This window comes from Pseudomonas sp. S2_H10, assembly GCF_054668285.1.
On sequence record NZ_CP162754.1, the window covers coordinates 741,743 to 763,816 of the forward strand.

Annotated in this window: 11 protein-coding genes and 2 riboswitches; of the genes, 6 read left to right on the forward strand and 5 right to left on the reverse strand. The window is 61.3% G+C overall.

All coding sequences use genetic code 11. The features are described from left to right. Window positions 1–89: 89 nt before the first annotated feature. Window positions 90–3,890 carry a cobaltochelatase subunit CobN gene (gene cobN / locus AB4O16_RS03305; RefSeq protein WP_460156982.1) on the reverse strand — a complete coding sequence of 1,267 codons (3,801 nt, stop codon included), beginning with the start codon at window positions 3,888–3,890 and terminating at the stop codon, window positions 90–92. A 3-nt stretch (window positions 3,891–3,893) separates the two neighbouring features. Beyond that, the gene (cobW, locus tag AB4O16_RS03310; protein ID WP_460156983.1) at window positions 3,894–4,964 is read right to left on the reverse strand and encodes a cobalamin biosynthesis protein CobW; all 1,071 of its coding nucleotides are present in this window, start codon (window positions 4,962–4,964) and stop codon (window positions 3,894–3,896) included. Between the two features lie 103 nt (window positions 4,965–5,067). Further along, window positions 5,068–5,280: riboswitch (cobalamin riboswitch) on the reverse strand. A gap of 177 nt (window positions 5,281–5,457) precedes the next feature. Next, window positions 5,458–5,683: riboswitch (cobalamin riboswitch) on the forward strand. 121 nt (window positions 5,684–5,804) lie between these two features. Here cobW and AB4O16_RS03315 point away from each other — a divergent pair. The 4 genes from AB4O16_RS03315 to cobM all read left to right on the forward strand — a co-directional run bounded on the left by AB4O16_RS03315 (window position 5,805) and on the right by cobM (window position 7,958). Further along, window positions 5,805–5,996, forward strand: coding sequence for a CbtB domain-containing protein (locus AB4O16_RS03315; protein ID WP_160386219.1), 192 nt, complete (start codon window positions 5,805–5,807; stop codon window positions 5,994–5,996). Window positions 5,997–6,007: 11 nt separating this feature from the next. Continuing rightward, window positions 6,008–6,715: a CbtA family protein gene (locus AB4O16_RS03320; RefSeq protein ID WP_460156984.1), complete on the forward strand. Its 708-nt coding sequence runs from the start codon at window positions 6,008–6,010 to the stop codon at window positions 6,713–6,715. Further along, window positions 6,712–7,125, forward strand: coding sequence for a cobalamin biosynthesis protein (locus AB4O16_RS03325; protein WP_160386221.1), 414 nt, complete (start codon window positions 6,712–6,714; stop codon window positions 7,123–7,125). Before AB4O16_RS03320 ends, AB4O16_RS03325 begins: the two co-directional genes overlap by 4 nt. 86 nt (window positions 7,126–7,211) lie before the next feature. After that, window positions 7,212–7,958, forward strand: coding sequence for a precorrin-4 C(11)-methyltransferase (cobM, locus tag AB4O16_RS03330; protein ID WP_460156985.1), 747 nt, complete (start codon window positions 7,212–7,214; stop codon window positions 7,956–7,958). Between the two features lie 142 nt (window positions 7,959–8,100). Here cobM and nfuA read toward each other — a convergent pair whose 3' ends face one another. Next, window positions 8,101–8,685 carry a Fe-S biogenesis protein NfuA gene (gene nfuA, locus AB4O16_RS03335; RefSeq protein ID WP_460154653.1) on the reverse strand — a complete coding sequence of 195 codons (585 nt, stop codon included), beginning with the start codon at window positions 8,683–8,685 and terminating at the stop codon, window positions 8,101–8,103. 128 nt (window positions 8,686–8,813) lie between these two features. Then, entirely contained in the window at window positions 8,814–11,111 is a 2,298-nt protein-coding gene (locus tag AB4O16_RS03340; protein WP_460156986.1) for a fatty acid cis/trans isomerase, read from the reverse strand. Between the two features lie 156 nt (window positions 11,112–11,267). On the opposite strand from AB4O16_RS03340, the gene metH reads away from it, so the two are divergent. After that, window positions 11,268–14,978 (forward strand): methionine synthase, encoded by a 3,711-nt coding sequence (gene metH, locus AB4O16_RS03345; protein WP_460156987.1) that lies wholly within the window; start codon window positions 11,268–11,270, stop codon window positions 14,976–14,978. Window positions 14,979–15,094: 116 nt separating this feature from the next. Here the strand turns inward: metH and AB4O16_RS03350 are convergent, their stop codons facing one another. Then, a complete protein-coding gene (locus tag AB4O16_RS03350; RefSeq protein WP_460156988.1) occupies window positions 15,095–21,688 on the reverse strand; it encodes an NEL-type E3 ubiquitin ligase domain-containing protein in 6,594 nt (2,197 codons plus the stop codon). A 167-nt stretch (window positions 21,689–21,855) separates the two neighbouring features. On the opposite strand from AB4O16_RS03350, the gene AB4O16_RS03355 reads away from it, so the two are divergent. Then, complete coding sequence (locus tag AB4O16_RS03355; RefSeq protein ID WP_160386226.1) at window positions 21,856–22,074, forward strand: DUF2970 domain-containing protein; 219 nt, start codon at window positions 21,856–21,858, stop codon at window positions 22,072–22,074.

The following is a 22,074-nucleotide window of genomic DNA, read 5'->3' on the forward strand; positions in this document are numbered from 1 at the left end:
GCTCGCGATGGCGGAATGTCAGGCAACATTTTTGTCGACTGAATGAATGTCATCGCGGGCAAGCCCGCTCCCACAGGGTCTGTGGCGCATCAGCCGTCTTCCTCTATGTCCAGCAACAGATTCTCCAGCGCCTCGCGGTACTCGCCGGGCTCCTTCCACATCCCGCGCTGTTGCGCCTCGAGCATGCGTTCGGTCATGTCGCGCAAGGCATGGGGATTGTGTTCGCGAACAAAATCCCGAGTGTGCGGGTCGAGCAAATAGGCATCGGCCAGCAAGGCGTACTGGTGATCGTCGATCAACTGCGTGGTGGCGTCGAAAGCGAACAGGTTATCGACTGTCGCGGCCATTTCGAATGCACCTTTGTAGCCGTGACGCTTGACGCCTTCGAGCCACTTCGGATTGGCGGCGCGGGAGCGGATGACCCGGTTCAGCTCTTCCTTCAAGGTGCGAATCTTCGGCAGGTCCGGCTGACTGTGGTCGCCATGATAGCTGGCTGCCGCCTCGCCTCTGAGGCTTTCCACCGCCGCGAGCATGCCGCCCTGGAACTGGTAGTAATCGTTGGAGTCGAGCAAGTCGTGCTCGCGGTTGTCCTGATTTTGCAGCACCGCCTGCACCTGGCTCAGGCGCTGGCTGAACTGTTCACGAGCGGCAGTGCCCTCGTCGGAGCCGCCGTAAGCGTAGCCGCCCCAGTTGAGGTACACCTCGGCCAGATCCTCGCGGGTTTGCCACAGCCGACCGTCGATGGCGCCCTGCACACCCGCGCCGTAGGCACCGGGCTTGGCGCCGAAAATCCGCCAGCCGGCCTGACGTCGCGCCGCGTCTTCATCAAGCCCCGCCTGCAGCAAGGCGGCACGCTCGGCGCGGACCTTGGCTGCCAATGGGTTGAGGTCGTCCGGCTCGTCGAGGTCGGCCACCGCTTGCACTGCCGCGTCGAACAGGCGAATCAGATTGGCAAAGGCATCACGGAAGAAACCGGACACCCGCAAGGTCACGTCCACCCGCGGACGGTCGAGCAGGCTCAACGGCAGAATCTCGAAATCATCGACCCGCTGGCTGCCGGTCGCCCAGACCGGACGCACGCCCATCAGCGCCATGGCCTGGGCGATGTCATCGCCACCGGTGCGCATGGTCGCGGTGCCCCACACCGACAGGCCGATCTGGCGCAAATGATCGCCGTGGTCTTGCAGGTGCCGCTCCAGAATCAGGTTGGCCGACTGGAAACCGATACGCCACGCCGTGGTGGTCGGCAGGTTGCGCACGTCCACCGAGTAGAAGTTGCGCCCGGTGGGCAGTACGTCCAGCCGCCCGCGACTCGGCGCACCGCTGGGGCCGGCCGGGACGAAGCGCCCGTCGAGGGCATCGAGCAGGCCGCGCATTTCCGCGGGACCGCAGGCGTCCAGGCGCGGAGCGACCACTTCGCGCAGATTGTCGATGATGGCTTGTACCTCAGACCAACCCGCCCCCTGTAGGAGCGAGCCCCCTCGCCACAACGGCTCGCTCCCACAAGGGTCAGCCAAAGCATCCGAGATCATTTGGGTGCCGAACAGCTCGAGGCGCTCACGGGTATCACCCGCCGTACGCCAGGTCTCGTCGCTGATCAGCAAAAGCGGTTCGGGACGCGGTCCGGTCCAGGGCACGGCCAGCGCGCAATCGAGCGGGTCGAACCCCAGCCCGAAAGCCTTGGCCAGTGCCCGCAGCAGGCTCGATTGCGCCCCCCGGCCATCGCCCCTTGGAATGCGCAACAACGCCAGCAAGGTGTCGATGCGCAAACGCCCGGTGGGCGATTCGCCGAACACATGCAGGCCATCGCGGATCTGCGACTCTTTCAAGTCGCACAGGTAGGTGTCGAGTCGCGGCAACCAGATCGCCGCGTCTGCATCGCTGTCGAGCTGTTCGTCCAGCTGCAGCTCACGGTCGATGTGGGTGTCGCGCACCAGTTGCAGGATGTCGCGCTGCAACTCTCGGGCGCGGCGCGGATCAAGCAGTTGCGCTTCGTAATATTCGTCCGCCAACAGTTCGAGGTTACGCAGCGGACCGTAGGTTTCGGCGCGGGTCAGCGGCGGCATCAGGTGATCGATGATCACCGCCTGGGTACGCCGCTTGGCCTGGGCGCCCTCGCCCGGGTCGTTGACGATGAACGGATAGATATTCGGCAGCGGCCCGAGCAGTGCATCCGGCCAGCAGTTTTCCGACAGCCCCACGCCCTTGCCCGGCAGCCATTCGAGGTTGCCGTGCTTGCCGACGTGGATCACGCCGTGGGCGCCATAGGTGTTGCGCAACCAGAAATAGAACGCCAGGTAGCCGTGGGGCGGCACCAGGTCCGGGTCGTGATACACCGCGCTCTGATCGACCTGATAACCCCGCGCCGGCTGAATGCCGACGAAAGTCAGGCCAAAGCGCAGGCCGGCGATCATCATTCGTCCGCTGCGGCACATCGGGTCGTTTTCCGGTGCGCCCCAACGCTCCAGCACCGCTGCGCGATTGGCTTCGGGCAACGCCTCGAACATCTTCAAATATTCATCCATTGCCAGACTCTGCTGGCATGGACGCTGGTCGAGGGTCTCGAGATCATTGCTGACGCCGCCGAGCAACTGCTGGATCAACGCAGTGCCGCTGTCCGGCAATCGGGCCGGCAACGGATAACCTTCGGCCTGCAGCGCCCGCAGGATATTCAGCGCGGCGGCCGGAGTGTCGAGGCCCACTCCATTACCGATGCGTCCATCGCGGGTCGGGTAGTTGGCGAGAATCAGGGCGATGCGTTTATCCGCATTGGGCACCCGCGCCAGCTCGACCCAGCGCCGCGCCAGTTCGGCAACGAAATCCATGCGTTCCGGTTGTGGCCGGTAGCAGACCACATCCGACTGACTGCGCTCACTGCGCCACGCCAGGTCCTTGAAGCTGATCGGACGGCTGATGATGCGTCCGTCCAGTTCCGGCAAGGCAATGTGCATCGCCAGGTCGCGAGGGCCAAGCCCCTGTTCACTGGCGCGCCAACCCGGTTCGTTGTCCTGGGCGCAAATCGCCTGGATCACCGGGATATTGCGGCGAAACGGCCGCAGATGAGGGGCTTCCGGACTGGATTGAGCGAAGCCGGTGGTATTCAGAATCACTGAAACTTCGACTTCATCCAGCCAATCCTCGACCACCGAGAGGCAGCCGGGTTCTTTCAAACTGGCCAGCGCAATCGGCAGTGGATTCAACCCCGCCGCCTGCAAACGCTGGCAAAACACATCAATGAACGCAGTGTTCGCCGCCTGCAAATGCGAGCGGTAAAACAGCACCGCCGCCACCGGCTGATCAGCGTACCAGTCGGCCTGCCAGTCGCTCAGTGCGCCAGAGTGTTTGTGCGGATGGTAGATCGCCGTGCGTGGCAGGGTTTGCGGCTCGCCCCAGGTGTAATCACGGGCCAGCCAGCGGTTGGCCAGACAGCGGAAGAAATCCAGGGCGTTGCCCATGCCGCCCTGGCGCAGAAACTGCCAGAGCCGGTCGCGATCCTCGGCGCCGACGGTGCTCAGGTCACTGAGCTCCGGGTCCGGACGATCATCGCCCGGTACCAGGATGACCTGCACGCCGCGCTGCGACAGCTCGACCAGTCGTTCGATGCCGTAACGCCAATAGGCGATGCCGCCGTGCAGCGAGATCAGGATCACCTTGGCGTGACGCAGCACTTCATCGACGTACAAGTCGACCGAGGCATGGTTCTGCACCTGCATCGGGTTGGCCAGGCGCACGCTCGGGTAATCCTCGGGCAACTGCTGCGCCGCTTCGGCGAGCAGCGCCAGGCTGGAATCGCCGCTGCACAGGACCACCAGCTCGGCGGGGGTTTGTCCAAGGTCGGCAATGTTGTCATCCGACACGAAACCGCCGGGCTGGGTCCTGAGCAGGTGCATGGCTTACACGCTGAGCGCGGCGCGCAGTTGCGCTTCGAGCGCGGCGGCGTCGAGTTCCTGGCCGATCAGCACCAGGCGGGTGACGCGCGCTTCTTCGGCGCCCCACTGACGGTCGAAGTGCTTGTCGAAACGCGTGCCCACGCCCTGGATCAGCAGACGCATCGGTTTGTTCGGGATCGCGGCGAAGCCTTTGACGCGCAGGATGCCGTGCTGCACCACCAGTTGGGTCAACGCGTCCAGCAGCAGGCTTTCGTCGGCTTGCGGCAGCTCGATGGAGATCGAATCGAAGGCGTCGTGATCGTGGTCGTCATGATCGTCGTCGCCATCGTGATGATGGTCGTGGTGACTGTGGCGGCTGTCGATGTGTTCTTCGGAACCGGCACCCAGGCCGATCAATACGTCCAGCGGCAGGCGACCGCTGCTGGCTTCGACGATTTTCACCGCTGGCGGCAATTCTTCGGCGACTTCCAGGCGCACCCGGGCCAGGTCTGCCGGGTTGATCAGGTCGGTTTTGTTGAGGATCACCAGGTCAGCGCTGGCCAGTTGGTCGGCAAACAGTTCGTGCAGTGGCGATTCGTGGTCCAGGTTGGGGTCGAGTTTGCGCTGGACGTCGACCTGGTCCGGGAAGGCGGCGAAGGTACCGGCGGCGACGGCCGGGCTGTCGACCACGGTGATTACCGCGTCGACCGTGCAGGCGCTGCGGATTTCCGGCCACTGGAAGGCTTGCACCAGCGGCTTGGGCAGCGCCAGGCCGGACGTTTCGATCAGGATGTGATCGAGATCGCCGCGACGGGCCACCAGTTCACGCATCACCGGGAAGAATTCTTCCTGGACGGTGCAGCACAGGCAGCCGTTGGCCAGCTCATAGACACGGCCGCTGGCTTCTTCTTCGGTGCAACCGATGGAGCACTGCTTGAGGATTTCGCCGTCGATGCCCAACTCGCCGAATTCGTTGACGATCACCGCGATTCGGCGACCCTGGGCGTTGTCGAGCATGTGCCGCAGCAGCGTGGTTTTACCCGAGCCGAGAAAGCCGGTGACGATGGTGACGGGAAGTTTGGCCAGTGTTTTCATCGGATGCCCTATGGCTTAGGTGGCGGGCATACGGGACGACAACCGGCAACGCGGAGGCGCGTGCCTGAAGAGTTCGCCACCGGATCACCCCGCCCGGTTGAAAGTGAGAATCTGTGTCGAGGCAGGTCTCCTGGCTGACGGTGTGCCGGCCTTGAGCCTGGCATTCGCTGCGCCTTCCCGCCGGCCTCATGGATTGAGCCAGCAGTGGCGTGGCAACGAACATCACCGTTCACAGTTGCGGGGGCAGCCGCGGCATTGACCGCGTTCCCTTCTTAGCTTCGACAAACGCCGAAGAACCTCGAAAGCGCAAGGCTACGCATGGTATTGGGGCGGGTCAATGTCCGCTTGAAATCAGTGGTGAGCCCTTCGCGAGCAGGCTCGCTCCCACAGGGGATCGCGTTCCAATGTGGGAGCGAGCCTGCTCGCGATGAAGGCGACTCGGTCTTCAGTTGAGAACCCCTGCCAATTGACGCCCAACCCCCGCCCATGCTCTCCTACGCATCTTGTTACGGGTGCCCTTCACAGGGTGAAACGGGAAACCGGTGAATCATGTGCTTTACTCCAAAGCCATGTCAGTCCGGTGCTGCCCCCGCAACGGTAAGCGAGCGAAGCATCAGATCCACTGTGCCATCACGGCATGGGAAGGTGATGCTTACAGGTTCAGGCCCAGGCCTTTGCCCCTCGTGAGCCCGGAGACCGGCCCGCAACACAAAGTGACCAGTACGATCACTGAAACAACAAACCCGCGGTGGGCGGGCGCTGTTTGAAACCCTGCGCGCCTGGTCGTGCAGGGTTTTGCATGCGCTCTTATTCCCCGCTGACAGACCAGAGGGAAACGCCATGTCGATCATCAGCAGCACCGGCCACACTACAGCCAGCACCACCTCAACCCTGACTCAACGTCTGACCGCCGCCGCCTGCGCGTCGATTTTGGGCGCGTGCCTTGTGTATTTCGCCGGTTTCTCGCACATCGAAGCGGTGCACAATGCCGCCCACGATACCCGTCACAGCTCCGCGTTCCCGTGCCATTGAGACCTGACGACATGATCAAGCGTATTGCGCAAACCGCAGGTTTCACCGGGCTGCTGGCCGCCCTGCTGCTGACCCTGCTGCAAAGTTTCTGGGTTTCTCCCCTGATCCTGCAGGCCGAAACCTACGAAAAAGCCGAACCGGCCGTTGTTGAAATGCATGAGCACGCCGACGGTGCGATGGCGGCCCATACTCACGATGCGCAAGCCTGGGAGCCGCAAGACGGCTGGCAGCGCGTGCTGTCGACCACCGGCGGCAACCTGGTGGTGGCCGTCGGTTTCGCCCTGATGCTGGCCGGCCTTTACACCTTGCGCGCGCCGACCAAAACCTCCCAGGGCCTGCTCTGGGGCCTGGCCGGTTATGCGACCTTCGTGCTCGCGCCGACGCTTGGCCTGCCGCCTGAACTGCCCGGCACTGCCGCCGCCGATCTGGCACAACGGCAACTGTGGTGGATCGGCACCGCCGCCTCCACCGCCGTCGGTATCGCGCTGATCGTGTTCAGCCGTCACTGGCTGATGAAAGTCCTTGGCGTGGCGATCCTTGCCGTTCCCCATGTGATTGGCGCACCGCAACCGGAAGTGCATTCGATGCTCGCTCCGGAGGCGCTGGAAGCCCAGTTCAAAATCGCTTCGCAACTGACCAACGTGGCGTTCTGGCTGGCCCTGGGCCTGATCAGCGCCTGGTTGTTCCGGCGCAAAAGCGATGGCCAGTACCACGCATGACTGATGTCAGCACAGCGCCGACCCTGGTGGTCGGCCTGGGCTGCCAGCGGGGCTGCCCCGTCAGCACGCTGCTGGCGCTGCTCGACCAGGCATTGGCGGCGCACCGGATTGCACGCCATGAAATAAAGGCGCTGGCCAGCATCGATTTGAAGCGCGACGAACCTGCGCTGGTCGAACTGGCCCAGCAGCTGGGTCTTGAATTGATGTATTTCACCAGTGAACAACTGGCCGCCTATGAGCCGCAACTCAGCCATCAATCGCAAATAGCGTTTGAACGCACCGGTTGCTACGGCGTGGCGGAAAGCGCCGCACTGGCCCTGGCTGAACAACTGGCCCAAGGCCCGGCGAAACTGCTGATTCCACGACAGAAATATGCCCAGGCAACACTGGCATTGGCCGGCGCCGCCTGAAAACCGCGATAATCCCCACCTTTGATCATGAACATTCTTCATCTGAAGCCCTGTTCAGCCCCTTTTTTTTCCGACAGGAACCGACGATGACCGTCTACTTCATTGGCGCAGGTCCCGGCGACCCCGAACTGATTACCGTCAAGGGCCAGCGGCTGATTCGCAGCTGCCCGGTGATCATCTACGCCGGCTCTCTGGTGCCTGCCGCGGTGCTGGAAGGCCACAGCGCCGAACAGGTGGTCAACAGCGCCGAGCTGCACCTGGAACAGATCATCGAGCTGATCAAGAGCGCCGACGCCAAAGGTCAGGATGTTGCCCGGGTGCACTCCGGCGATCCGAGCCTGTATGGCGCCATCGGTGAGCAGATTCGCCATCTGCGTGAGTTGGGCATTGCGTTCGAAATCGTACCCGGCGTCACGGCCACAGCCGCGTGTGCAGCGCTTTTGGGCGCGGAACTAACGCTGCCGGACATCTCCCAAAGCGTGATCCTGACGCGCTACGCCGACAAGACCGCCATGCCACCCGGCGAGGAATTCGCCAGCCTGGCGCAGCACGGGGCGACCATGGCGATTCATCTGGGGGTCAATCACCTGGCGAAGATCGTTGAGGAACTGCTGCCGCATTACGGCGCCGATTGCCCGATAGCCGTGGTTCACCGCGCAAGCTGGCCGGATCAGGATTGGGTGGTGGGCACGCTCGAGGACATTGCCGGGAAGGTTCAAGCCAAGGGCTTTCGCCGTACGGCGTTGATTCTGGTGGGTCGGGTGCTGGGCAGTGACAACTTCAGCGAGTCATCGCTGTATCGCGCCGGGCATGCGCATCTCTATCGCCCATAAGGCCCCTTCGCGAGCAGGCTCGCTCCCACATTGGAATACTGTCAACTGTGGGAGCGAGCCTGCTCGCGAAGGCGTCAGCGAAGTTCACCCATAAAAAAACGGCGCTCACGGGGCGCCGTTTTTTCAATCCGCAGCGAACACCTTAGTAGTAGGCGTTTTCTTTCTGCGTGTGGTCGGTCACGTCGCGAACGCCTTTCAGCTCAGGGATGCGCTCGAGCAAGGTGCGCTCGATCCCTTCCTTCAGCGTCACGTCGGCCTGGCCGCAGCCCCGGCAACCGCCGCCGAACTGCAGGACGGCGATGCCGTCTTCGACCACGTCGATCAGGCTGACCTGGCCGCCATGGCTGGCCAGCCCCGGGTTGATTTCGGTCTGCAGGTAATAGTTGATGCGCTCGTTGACCGGGCTGTCGGCGTTGACCATCGGTACCTTGGCGTTTGGCGCCTTGATGGTCAGCTGGCCGCCCATGCGGTCGGTCGCGTAGTCGACAACGGCATCGTCCAGGAAAGCTTCGCTGAAATGGTCGATGTACGCGGTGAAGCTTTTGAGCCCCAGCGCGGTGTCTTCGGGTTTTTCTTCGCCCGGCTTGCAGTAGGCAATGCAGGTTTCGGCGTACTGGGTGCCAGGCTGGGTGATGAAGACGCGGATGCCGATGCCCGGGGTGTTCTGCTTGGAGAGCAGATCAGCCAGATAATCGTGGGCGGCGTCAGTAATGGTAATAGCGGTCATGGAAACTCCTCGCAGGCTTGGGCGCAGTTTACGCCAATCGACGCGCCGGACAAAGTCCTAGTATTTTTGTCGGGAAAAGAAACACCGATCCCCCTGTGTCGGCGCCTCCACAGGGGGGTGGGGGTGGATCAGAGATTCTCGTAGCGGTTCATGTCCAGCACGCCCTCTTCCACCGGATCGTTTTCCTGGATGTAGCGACTCATGTCATGAAAATAAACCCAGAATTGCGGATGACTGCGACGGATCCCCCAACGTTCGACGATTTTCTCGAAGCTGGCGCTGTCCCCGGCATTTTCCATCGCATCCACAAACGCCGGCACCTGCCCGGCCGGGATGTTGAACATGAAGTTCGGGTAACTGCTGAGTACGCCCGGGAAAATCGTCAGGGTGTCGAGCCCCGGTTGATAGCGCAACGATTCACCGAGCAGGAACGCCACGTTGCTGTGGGCACGATTGCGCAGCAGGCTATAGACCTCGCGCTTGCCGCCGGCGGTTTCGATGCGCAACAGGGTCGCTTCCGGCAGTTGGTCGATGACTTTAAGCCCCGCCGCCGGGCGTGAGGTCAGGCGACTCAGCGCCTGCTCGGCACTTTGCAGGTCCGGATCGATGTTCGGCCGCGAGCAGTAGGCACCATCGCAGCGATTGATCGGATCGGGCCTGGCATTGAGGTCGCCATAGCGGTCCAGCAACTGCATGGCAAAGTCGCGCTTGGGGTCTTGTGGGTCCAGCTTCAGTGCAGTTGGCTTGTCATCGTCGATGGACTCGTAGTCCAGCCACATCTTGAATTTGCCACTGTTCTGATACCAGTCGTCGAGGTAGCCGTCGCGGGAGTCGGCGGGCATCAGCCGCAGGAAGTTCTGCTCGGCACCGTTGCGAATCAGGTCGAAATACAGGCGCGTCTGGGCCTGATGGGACACGTTGCCGAACACATCGAAGTTCACCGCCAGTTGATAGTAGGTGCGTTCCAGCAGCGGATAGTCGAACAGCCACATCGTCTGCGGCACGTCGCCGATCAGGCCCTTGGTCACCGAAGCGCTGTCGAAATGGCGGAAGATGCTCAGCAGCGCGTTATCGTTGCCGGCCCACAGGCTCGACCAGCTCGGTGCAGGCTCGTCGGCGTAGCTGTCGCGGCGCAGGGCCTCGTATTCGTTGCGTTTGTCGCGGTAGTCGTGCCACAGGCTCAGGACGCTGCCGACATCATCATTCTGCCCCGGCATCGCCAGCAACGGCGTGGCTTGCCCGCGATAGTTCGGGTCGGTGACGTAGAGGTCGTGTTCAGGCGCCTGGAACAGCGCCCAGAAGTTGTCGCGAATCACATCCGTGGCGATCTGCCCGCGGCACACCGGGCCGCGGATAAACGTGCGCACAAAGTACTCGGCGTTATCGAGCATGAACTGATAACGCGCCTGCGCCGGAATCGCTTCGAAAGTGGCAAACGGGTTGGCCCGGCTCTGCGGCCCGTAGCCCGGCAAGGCATCGACCTGCCAGTTACCGCTGTAGAACAGCGATTTGACCCGCGCCATCTTCGCCGTACTCAGTGGGTAGCTGATGTGGGTCTTGTGCACGATCACGCCCTGCACCGGCCACAGGCGGTAGTAGAACTGCGTGCCCGGGTCATCGTTGGGGCGACGGCTATTGATCAGGTCGATCGGCTGGCCGGTGGGCGTGCGCGAACGCACCCACTGGAAGAAATGCCCGGGCTCGCCATCCTTGAAGTAGTGATGGGCGAGGAACCAGTGCTCATACAGCCAGCGCCCCACCAGACTTTCACGGGCGCCCGGTGAATTGAGCAGGTTTTCCCATTGCACCACCTCCAGGGCCTCCCTGGCGCTGGGCGCCATCGCTTGCTGACCAATCGGCGCCCCTGCCGCCAGCCAGCGTTGCAGCGTCTGGTACTGCTGGTCGGTCAGGCCGGTCACCGCCAGCGGCATGCCCTCCTTCGGGTGCGCAGCGGCATAGGCGCCGAACTCCGCAGGCATGGCACACATGTTTTCCCGGTTCAGGCCCAGGACGATGTCTTGCGGCAACTTCGCATTGGGTTGCAACGGGGTGTTGTGGCCCAACTCCAGCATCCGCGCCATCAATGCGGCCTGGCTGCCCTGGGCATCGAGCACCGAATAGAAGCCCTTCTGCTGCCAGGCGGCTTTGCCGGAGGCGTCCAGAAACAGCCGCGTCGGCGCCACCGCTTTAGTGCGGTCGCCGTCATACACCGGGACTTTCGTCGCGCCCCGTGCAGCGCCCTCGCCGCTGCCCAGATTGAGCTGACAGGCGGCGTCGTTGCAGGCGTGGCAGGCCACGCACTTTTCAGTGAAGATCGGTTGAATGTCGCGGCTGTAGGAAATGGCAGAAGAAATCGCCGGGCTTTGCGCCGCAGCGCCCCAGCTAAAAAACAGCATCAATGTGCCGATGACGAAGCGATACGACATGTCCCTGGTCCTGAATCCTGAAAAAACGCCGCGATTCTACCGGTCTGTCACCCCTGCCAACATGAACGATATTCATGCAAATTCGAGTCATGCTCTAAAAGCGCACAGGTTTGCTATCATCCCGGCCCTTCGTCATGGTCTTACCGAGTAGTCCAAATGTCCGATCGCAGCGTTCGCCTTCAAGCTCTCAAGCACGCCCTCAAAGAGCGCATCCTGATTCTCGATGGCGGTATGGGCACGATGATCCAGAGCTACAAGCTCGAAGAGCAGGATTACCGTGGCAAACGCTTCGCTGACTGGCCGAGCGATGTCAAAGGCAACAACGACCTGTTGGTACTGACTCGCCCGGACGTGATTGGCGGCATTGAAAAAGCCTACCTGGACGCCGGCGCCGACATTCTGGAAACCAACACCTTCAACGCCACCCAGATCTCCCTGGCCGACTATGGCATGCAGGGCCTGGCGTATGAGTTAAACGTAGAAGGCGCGCGCCTGGCGCGCAAGGTCGCCGACGCCAAGACCCTGGAAACCCCGGACAAGCCGCGCTTCGTTGCCGGCGTGCTCGGTCCTACCAGTCGCACCTGCTCGCTGTCCCCGGACGTGAACAACCCCGGCTACCGCAACGTGACCTTCGATGAGCTGGTGGAAAACTACACCGAATCCACCAAAGGCCTGATCGAAGGCGGCGCCGACCTGATCCTGATCGAAACCATTTTCGACACGCTCAACGCCAAGGCCGCGATCTTCGCCGTGCAAGGCGTGTTCGAAGAGCTGGGCATCGAGTTGCCGATCATGATTTCCGGCACCATCACCGACGCCTCCGGCCGTACCCTGTCCGGCCAGACCACCGAAGCGTTCTGGAACTCCGTGGCCCACGCCAAGCCGATTTCCGTCGGCCTCAACTGCGCCCTCGGCGCCAGCGAGTTGCGCCCGTATCTCGAAGAGCTGTCGAACAAGGCTGGCACCCACGTTTCCGCGCACCCGAACGCCGGCCTGCCGAACGAATTCGGCGAGTACGACGAACTGCCGTCGGAAACTGCCAAGGTCATCGAAGAGTTCGCCCAAAGCGGCTTCCTCAACATCGTCGGCGGCTGCTGCGGCACCACGCCGGGCCACATCGAAGCCATCGCCAAGGCCGTGGCCGGCTATGCGCCGCGCGAGATTCCGGACATCCCCAAGGCTTGCCGCCTCTCGGGCCTGGAACCGTTCACCATCGATCGCAGCTCGCTGTTCGTCAACGTCGGCGAGCGGACCAACATCACCGGCTCGGCCAAGTTCGCCCGTCTGATCCGCGAAGACAACTACACCGAAGCCCTGGAAGTCGCCCTGCAGCAGGTCGAGGCCGGCGCCCAGGTGATCGACATCAACATGGACGAAGGGATGCTCGATTCGAAGAAGGCCATGGTGACCTTCCTCAATCTGATCGCCGGCGAACCGGACATCTCCCGCGTACCGATCATGATCGACTCCTCGAAGTGGGAAGTGATCGAAGCCGGCCTCAAATGCATCCAGGGCAAGGGCATCGTCAACTCGATCAGCATGAAGGAAGGCGTCGAGCAGTTCATTCATCACGCCAAGCTGTGCAAGCGCTACGGCGCCGCCGTGGTGGTGATGGCCTTCGACGAAGCCGGCCAGGCCGACACCGAAGCGCGCAAGAAGGAAATCTGCAAACGCTCCTATGACATCCTGGTCAACGAAGTGGACTTCCCGCCGGAAGACATCATCTTCGACCCGAACATCTTCGCCGTGGCCACCGGTATCGAAGAACACAACAACTACGCCGTGGACTTCATCAACGCCTGTGCCTACATCCGCGACGAACTGCCGTACGCGCTGACCTCGGGCGGCGTGTCCAACGTATCGTTCTCGTTCCGTGGCAACAACCCGGTGCGCGAGGCGATCCACTCGGTGTTCCTGCTGTATGCGATCCGCAGTGGCCTGACCATGGGTATCGTCAACGCCGGCCAACTGGAGATCTACGACCAGATCCCGCTGGAGCTGCGCGACGCCGTGGAGGACGTGATCCTCAACCGCACCCCGGAAGGCACCGACGCCCTCCTCGCCATCGCCGACAAGTACAAGGGCGACGGCAGCGTCAAGGAAGCCGAGACTGAAGAGTGGCGCAACTGGGACGTCAACAAGCGCCTGGAGCACGCACTGGTCAAGGGCATCACCACCCACATCGTCGAAGACACCGAAGAATCTCGTCAGTCGTTCGCCCGCCCGATCGAAGTGATCGAAGGCCCGCTGATGTCTGGCATGAACATCGTCGGCGACCTGTTCGGCGCCGGCAAAATGTTCCTGCCGCAGGTGGTGAAATCCGCCCGCGTGATGAAACAGGCCGTGGCCCACCTGATCCCATTCATCGAACTGGAGAAAGGCGACAAGCCGGAGGCCAAGGGCAAGATCCTGATGGCCACCGTAAAGGGCGACGTGCACGACATCGGCAAGAACATCGTTGGCGTCGTGCTCGGTTGCAACGGCTACGACATCGTCGACCTCGGCGTGATGGTCCCGGCGGAAAAAATCCTCCAGGTGGCCAAGGAACAGAAGTGCGACATCATCGGCCTGTCCGGCCTGATTACCCCGTCGCTGGATGAGATGGTCCACGTCGCCCGCGAAATGCAGCGCCAGGACTTCCACCTGCCGTTGATGATCGGCGGCGCGACCACCTCCAAGGCGCACACGGCGGTGAAGATCGAGCCCAAGTACAGCAACGACGCGGTGATCTACGTCACCGACGCCTCTCGCGCCGTGGGCGTGGCGACGCAGTTGCTGTCCAAGGAACTCAAGCCCGGTTTCGTCGAGAAAACCCGCCAGGACTACATCGAAGTTCGCGAGCGCACCGCCAACCGCAGCGCCCGCACCGAACGCCTGAGCTACGGCGCGGCCATCGCCAAGAAGCCGCAATTCGACTGGGCGAGCTACACGCCGGTCAAGCCGACGTTCACCGGCACGCGGGTGCTGGATAACATCGACCTCGACGTGCTGGCCGAATACATCGACTGGACGCCGTTCTTCATCTCCTGGGACCTCGCCGGCAAGTTCCCGCGCATCCTCCAGGACGAAGTGGTCGGTGAAGCCGCCACCTCGCTGTACAACGATGCCGGGGAAATGCTGCGCAAACTGATCGACGAAAAGCTGATCAGCGCTCGCGCAGTGTTCGGCTTCTGGCCGGCCAACCAGGTGCATGACGACGACATCGAGCTGTATGGCGATGACGGCAAGCCAATGGCCAAGCTGCATCACCTGCGCCAGCAGATCATCAAGACCGATGGCAAGCCGAACTTCTCCCTGGCCGACTTCGTCGCGCCCAAGGACAGTGAAGTGACCGACTACGTGGGTGGTTTCATCACCACCGCCGGCATCGGCGCCGAAGAAGTCGCCAAGGCCTACCAGGACGCGGGCGACGACTACAACTCGATCATGGTCAAGGCCCTGGCGGACCGCCTGGCCGAGGCCTGCGCCGAGTGGCTGCACCAGCAGGTGCGTAAAGAGCATTGGGGTTATGCGAAAGACGAAACGCTGGATAACGAGGCGTTGATCAAGGAGCAATACACCGGCATCCGTCCGGCACCGGGTTACCCGGCCTGCCCGGATCACACCGAAAAAGCCCAGCTGTTCGCCCTGCTCGATCCTGAGGCCGAGGAAATGCGCGCAGGCCGCAGCGGTGTGTTCCTCACCGAGCACTACGCCATGTTCCCGGCGGCAGCGGTCAGCGGCTGGTACTTCGCCCACCCGCAGGCGCAATACTTTGCCGTGGGCAAGGTCGACAAGGACCAGGTGCAGAGCTACACCTCGCGTAAATCCCAGGAGCTGAGCGTGACCGAACGCTGGCTGGCACCGAACCTGGGTTACGACAACTGAGTGCCCCCTTGTAGGAGCGAGCTCGCGATGGACTCAAGAGCGCTGTGTTTATCCAGTAAACACGCGTTATCGTTAACGACCATCGCGAGCGAGCTCGCTCCTACAGGGAGAATGAATCAGCCGTTTGAGGCGAGCTCCGCGACCTCTTTTCGAGACAACTCGATCATCTTCGCATTGCGTGCCGCCGCCTGATCGAAAAGCACGCTCAGGAACACAGGGTCGTCAGCGTTGCCAACCTCATCGGTGTCCATCTCCTGGACATCCATCTCATCGAGTGCCCTGAATTCTTCAGGGTATTTCTCCTTGAGATAGCTCACCCAGTAGTCACGCTGAATCAGGTCTTCAAAAAACCCGTCGGAGCGCTCTGCATTGCCGATCTCGATGCGCGCCTGCGCCAGTTGCCCGGGTGTGACGCCCGAGGCGTAGGTCATGTGCCTGGGTTGCCCTGGCAGGCTCAGGCCATCAGGCCAGCCATCGGTAAGGCCGATTCGATAACCCAGCCGCACTTCGGCTTCATCATGACCGGCACGCGCGGCGGTTTTTGTCGCCAGTTCGTCGACCTTGTCCAGCCGGAACAACTGCCGGGACAACCTCAATAGCGCATCACCCTTTTCACTCAGGCGTCCGACGGGAATGTCGAGCAAGGCATTGTGGGTGAACACTTTGCTTTCCAGCCCGCTGAACGTCAGGATCCGGCCATCGACACAGGTGCCATGGGTAGCGGAACCGGCGAACAGCACCTCGCGAAGTTCGCTGTTGCTCGCGGCGGCGTCCATGACTGTCCACACTCGCCGGGTCAGATCGGCTTTCGCCACCCTGAACTCCTGCGTGTCCTGCAATCGCGCAATCAAATGGAAGAACGCCGCGTTGTCCGGCTCCGCCGCCAGTTGATTCCAGGTCTCTTTTTTACCGGCCAACTCCTCAGCCGGAGCATTGGCCAGCCAGGGTTCCCTTTGAGCGGAATCAGGCTCGGTTTCAGAGAGTTCCTCATCAGTCTCAATGCTGTCGATGCTTGCTTCGTCAAAGCCATGCGCATCATCAATCAGATCATCAAGATCACTGCGCGAGAATCCCAGCACGGTGTCGTGCAGTCCCTCTTCGCGATAGGTCCTCAATCGCTCCAGGCTTTCCAGCGACAGGTTGTAGTTGTCGCTCATGTCCGTACCGCTCAGCAGAACCTCGTGGCTGCCATCCAGAACGTCCTCGGGAACCGACGTGATGTCGTTGCCACTGAGGTTCAGCGATCTCAGGCGATTGGCAGTCGCCACGCCGTCCGGCCATTCGGTCAGATTGTTGTTGCGCAGATCGAGCGTCTCCAAAGCGTCGAAATCACCGACGTCAAAAGCATCCAGCTCGTTGTAACTCAGGTCCAGCGATTGCAGCCGTTGCAGATTGCTCAACTTTGCGTACAAGCCCTCGGTATCGCTGATACGGTTCGATGAGATTTCCAGGCGCTCGAGCTTTTCCATGTGTTGAACCGGGTCGGGTACAACCTCCAGCCCATTGCCATTGAGTTCAAGTGCCTTCAGTTGAGTGAATGCCTTGAGGAACCCGTCGGAGCCTTGAGTGGTCAGTTTTACGCTCGTCAGGTTCAAGCTGCCCACATGCTCGAACATGACCGGCAGCTCCGGCAGGTCGCCCAGTTGCAGGCCATTGAGATCCAACACGGCGTGCGCAACACCCGGCGCGCCGCCCAGACCTTCACGCCAGCATTCAAGGATTCGCAAGGCACCCAGCCTGCGGGTGCTCGAGGACGTCATCCAACCCGGGCCCTGTGTCCCGCGCGTAAACAGCCAACCATTCAAACGACGGGTGAGCACCTCATAAGCTTGCTCCCATTCGGCTATTCGCTCACCGATTTGCACCTGCGTTGCCCCGCTCTCGCGCATCTGTTCGATCACTTGCAAGGCGTCATCATCGGTGAGATTCGGTTTTAGTCGTTGCAGGCGTTTTCCCAACGCCGCAGGCCCTTCTCCCACCGGAACTTTTGTCAGCGCCAGCAAATGACCTGCGATCGACTCCCGGCTCTCCGACGGCGGGAAAATCGTTGGCACCTCCTCCAGGTCAAACCGTTTCAGGGTCCCGGCTGGCAAGCCTTTGCCCATTTCCACTCGTTGTCGGGCCAAATCGAGTTCTGCGATGGACTGCGGGGTCAAGGGTGTGCCGGTCAGGTTGGTTTTGAGCAGCATGTCATCCGCAAGCGGCGTCGGCAGCGCGCTGACTTGACTGTCACGCAAATCGATCCAGTTCAGTTCTGGCAAGTGCTGCAACCCGGTTGGCCATTCCTGCAGGTCCGTGCCGCGCAGATTCAAGGCTTTGAGACGAGTCAACGCACTCACGTCCAGCGAGTGCAGCGGGTTGTTGCTCAGGTCCAGGTATTCGAGACTCTGCAGCCCCTCGAAACGTTGTGGTTCGGTTGAACCGGCACCCATGCGGTTGCCCGATAGATCCAGATAAGTCAGTTTGCCAAGTTCGCCAGGCGCAATCGGCACCTCAGTCAAACCGGTACCGGGCAAGCCGAGCCTCTGCAGTTCGGTAAAACCACCGACAAAGCGGCGAATCTGTTCCGCAGGCGCTTGAGTACCCCTCAAGTTCAATGTCTGCACATGCGAGAACTCACTGGCCGGTAGCACTGGAAGTTCACTCAGTTGCAGATTCGGCACCTCGAGCACCGAGGCATCGGCCGTAGAGCCATAACGTTTGAAGGCACCATGACGCCAGCTGACTCTCAGGGAATGGCCCAACCACTCCCGCGCCATCGTCTCTTCGATGGCTACTGGCGTCGCTTTCGAGTGGTACCAGTCATTGAGTTGCCGGTCGAGTGTTCGGTAGCCATCGCCCAAAGCCTCCAGGGCCTCGAACCTTGCTTCGGCGCCCGGCCATTGCTCGGTAAACTGACTGAATATCACCTCGACCGAGTCGTACATGCCTTCGCCAAGACGCCTTAACTCCCCCTTGCTGTAGTCCTTGACCATTTCCTGCAGATCAACCAGGTGTTCAGGATGGTGCTTGACGTAGTCATACGCTGGCTTGAAGTTTTCCCGCAGGAAGTTCGACCAGTCCAGCGACAGCCCGGACCAAAGTTTTTCATGCCCTTGGAAAACACCGTCGGGCAATGTCCTGATACCGGTCCCCCTGAGGTTCAAACGCTCAAGGCGTGGCAGCTCGAGAACCCCTGCAGGCCATTCAAACATCGAGGGAGCAAGGACTTCCAGGCTGCGCAGTTTGCGCAGTCCGCGGACATCCAGAGCAAGCGATGCGTAACTGGAGGAAGAGACACTGAGATCCTCGAGCGCCACCAAAGCGTTTAACCTCGACGGCATGTCCACGGCGTATGGCGTGGCGCAATAAAGGCTCAGGTCAGTCAGCTCGCGCATACCGCTCAATGTGGCAGGTACGTTGCTGAACTCATCCCCCGTGGCATTTATTCGCAGCCTTTTCAGCCTGGGGAAACTCGCCAAAAGGGCATCGACATTGGCGTCAGTGATGCACCGGCCGCGAACATACAAATCACGCACATGGGAGAAATCCGCCGACAATGGCGGTATCGGGTCGTCACAGACCAGATCCAGCAACCTGTACATGGGGTGACTGTCAGCCAACGGTGAGTTGCGCCAGCTTTGCTTGATGTTGTGCGCAACCGAGGCCTTGCTACCGAGCATGGATTGCAAAATGGATTCCGGCACCGGCTCGCCAACCCATTGATCGAGGGTCGATTCCAGTACTTCCCACTGACGCATGCGCTCCTGCATGAGGCTATAGACCTGTGCTTCGGTCTTGCCCGCGCGCAACTGAGCCAGGATAAATCCATTGGCCTGCTGATCGCTGAGCCCGGGATGCACATCCTGCACGCGGGCCACCAGCGAAGGATTGAACCCTTGGCCGCGACCGCTGGCGTAGTACCCCACCCGGCGCTCGGAGACGCGTACAGGTGGCTTGAACGATTGGCGGCGACCCGCTCGTTTCGCCAGCTGCTGCGACAACTCCAGTCGATGCTCGATGGCAGAGTCGATGACCGCCTGGCGCAGACCGGCACTCTGACTGACATGTGGAACGCCCAGTGCCTGACGGGATTCATCCGGCAAGGCATGCATGATCGAGGCGAAAAAATTGTCGCCACTGGCGGGCACGCCATTGAGCGTTTCTCCCCGTTCATCAAAGGCCTGAAAAGAAGGCCCCTGTTTCACCACATACTTGCGACGGCCTGCCGATTCATTGCCGATGCCATCGATGAGCGGGCCGTTGATGTGTCCGTCGCGTACCTCCAGGCGTACTTCGCCGGACCAGCCAGGCAGTTTTTCCAGCGCATGCAGCGCGAGCCATCGGCTGTCTGCCGAGGCCATGTCCTCCCTGTACAAGCCGGCGAAAGCCCTGGCCTGATGCCCTTGCTGCGTATACCAACGCGCCTCCTCGAGCATCTTCAACGGTATCCGGGCGGATGCTTTCAGGCGGTTGAGCTCTTCGGCATTGGCATCCAGCAGGATCCTGCGGGCGGCGGACTCACTCAGTCCCGGGCTGGCACGCTGCAATTTTTCGATCAGTGGCCCGCTGCTGCCAGGATCGGCTTCGAACAAGCGCAAGGCGTCCGCCAGTTCCGGTGGCGGCGGCAAATGATCCATGTGCATCTTGCGCAAGGCGCTGTCGTCCACATCACAGGCATCCGCGATGTCGAGCAGTTGCTCATCGGAAAATGCTTCGGTGATGTGGCCCATGCGCCGCAGCAGGGTCAGACGATCCCACGCCAGCGGTCGCTCCAGCGAATGGCGCCAGGCACCCTGCCCGTTGTGTTCGAGTATGGGTTGCCAGGCCTGAGTATCGCTCGGATGCTGGATGCGCCACTTGTTCAGTTCAGAGTCGAAGCGTGTTTCATAGACCTTGCCGCTCTGCCGGATCCAGGTTTTGCCGTTTACCCGGTGCAGTCCCAGCGCATCAGGCACTGAGTTGCGATCGAGCATGACATTGCCTTCATAGGCACTCAGGTCAGGTTTCCACAATCGGGTTTCGCCGTCGGCACACTTGACCGGGGCCAGGCGCTCGACCACCGGCTCGGGTGTCACCGGCGCCAACCTGGCCACCCCTTTGCCAACCCCCGCCATCACCGCGATCAGCGCCAGGTTCTCGGCCACATCGATCAGGTGCGCCTTGGCTGCATTGCGATCGCCCTCACTCCACTCGATCACGCCCTCGAAAGACTCATACAGGAGTTGACCGGCCATGACCGTCAGCATGATCTCTCCCAGTACCGGCACGAACATCGACACCATGTTCAGCCCCAACATGCCGACTTCCAGCAGATGGTTGAGCTTTTCGGCCCGAGCTTTCGCATCGACATCAGCCGTGGGGACCGCATGGCTGCGGGCATCGGCGATCGCCTTGGCGCGGTTTTGTTCGTAGAGGTAGGTCCACAGGTCAGTGTTGGCGGACCAGATGCCGTCGACGCCTTCGCGAATGATCCCGAAAGGATTGAGGTAGGGATCCTCGACCGGTTCGCGCTTGCCAGCACGCTCTGGCGGCAATTCCTTGATCCGCACAACGCTGGATAATGGCGGAAGGAATTGCGCGACTTTCACCCAGATCGAATGCAAGGGATCGGCAGGCGCATCCGCGGCTATTCGGGTGAACTGACTGAAGTAGTAAGGACGATCGGCGTAAGCAACGAACTGACTGAAAAAACGCTGGTGAGCCGTCGGGCCACCAGCGCCGGGCTGCGTTGTGCCCCGGTCCGTGAACTGGCGTTTGAATTCCTCACTCAACTGCCCGGAGGTATAGCGTTTGAGTGGATGCTCGGGATCATGGGGAATGTAGACGATGAAGTCGCTGGTGTAGCGATACTGCTCGCTGATACTGAACACGACGCAACCGGTCATCCTGCGCTTCATCAAACTCAGGTCGCGAAACCACACGGGCGTGTTACCGACTCGGGGATGGATCTGGCCTTCAACGACCGAGAGGATCATTGTGTAATCTTCAGGCTCGATATCCTTCTTCAGCAGGGCCATTTCGGCTGCGGCCCGCAATGCCGCTTTCTGGCTGGTGACGAATTGCTCGCGCAGCGCCGTTTCCTGGCGCGTATCCGCTGGATGAAAGAATGCCTCGAGACAGGCCTGATATTGGGCGCCGATATCCAGTTCGCGACACAGGGACAGGAACTGACTGACGGTCATGGCGAGGGTCGCGACCTCGTAGGTGCCGGGCGTGGACGTCTCGACCAGGAAACCCGACTTGCGATGGAAGGCCCCCTCCTCGCACTCGGCAGCTTCGAAGTTATGCAGCGCCGCCTGTAGCAACGACAGCTTCATGACCTCGAACGATGCCACTTCGATGTCAAGATCGCCGATCTCCAGCGGCCGCCTGAGGCAGAGCAGGGTTTTGTTGACGTCCAGTTCAATTGCGAACCGTTCCTTGAGGGCCTTGGCGAGCACCGGCGCGGCGAATGAGTCGATATCCGCCAGCGCGGACATCGTTTTGTCCAACCTGGCTTGCGCAGTGAAACTGGCAATGAAACTGTTCTTCAGTACTTGCTGTTGCTTGACGGAGGCGCGCTGAAACCAGTCCGCTGCAAGCGTGCCGGCGTCCTTTAACGCAGCCCGTCTTGGCGGCAGGGCGTTGATCAGCCAGGCGGGTGTTTTCTGCTCGAGAAGCTCGCCATGAATACTGCTTTGGCGCGCGATCCAATGTTGACGGGGTAAAGACGGAGGATGGGTAGACATGTTGACGTTCCTGAAAAGTGGAACGACAGAACATCATTTCAGGGAGCCCCGACTGAGGTAGATAGTTATTGCACCGGCGGATACTCATTTCCAAATGCGTCAGCCGGCTAAAATGCCAGCTGCGGTTTTGGCTATGCTCTGAAGACCTACTCAAAGGCGAGGGATTTATGGACGATCCAGTCGACAACAAGCCACCGACCTTCTGGCAGATGTTGCACAGTGTCATGGCGGCAGCGTTCGGAGTGCAGAGCGGGAAGAATCGGGCGCGTGATTTCACTCATGGCAAGCCGAGTCATTTCGTGATTCTGGGGATTGTGTTCACCGTGGTGTTTGCATTGGCGCTGTTCGGCATCGTCAAGCTGGTGCTGCTTATGGCCGGGGTTTGA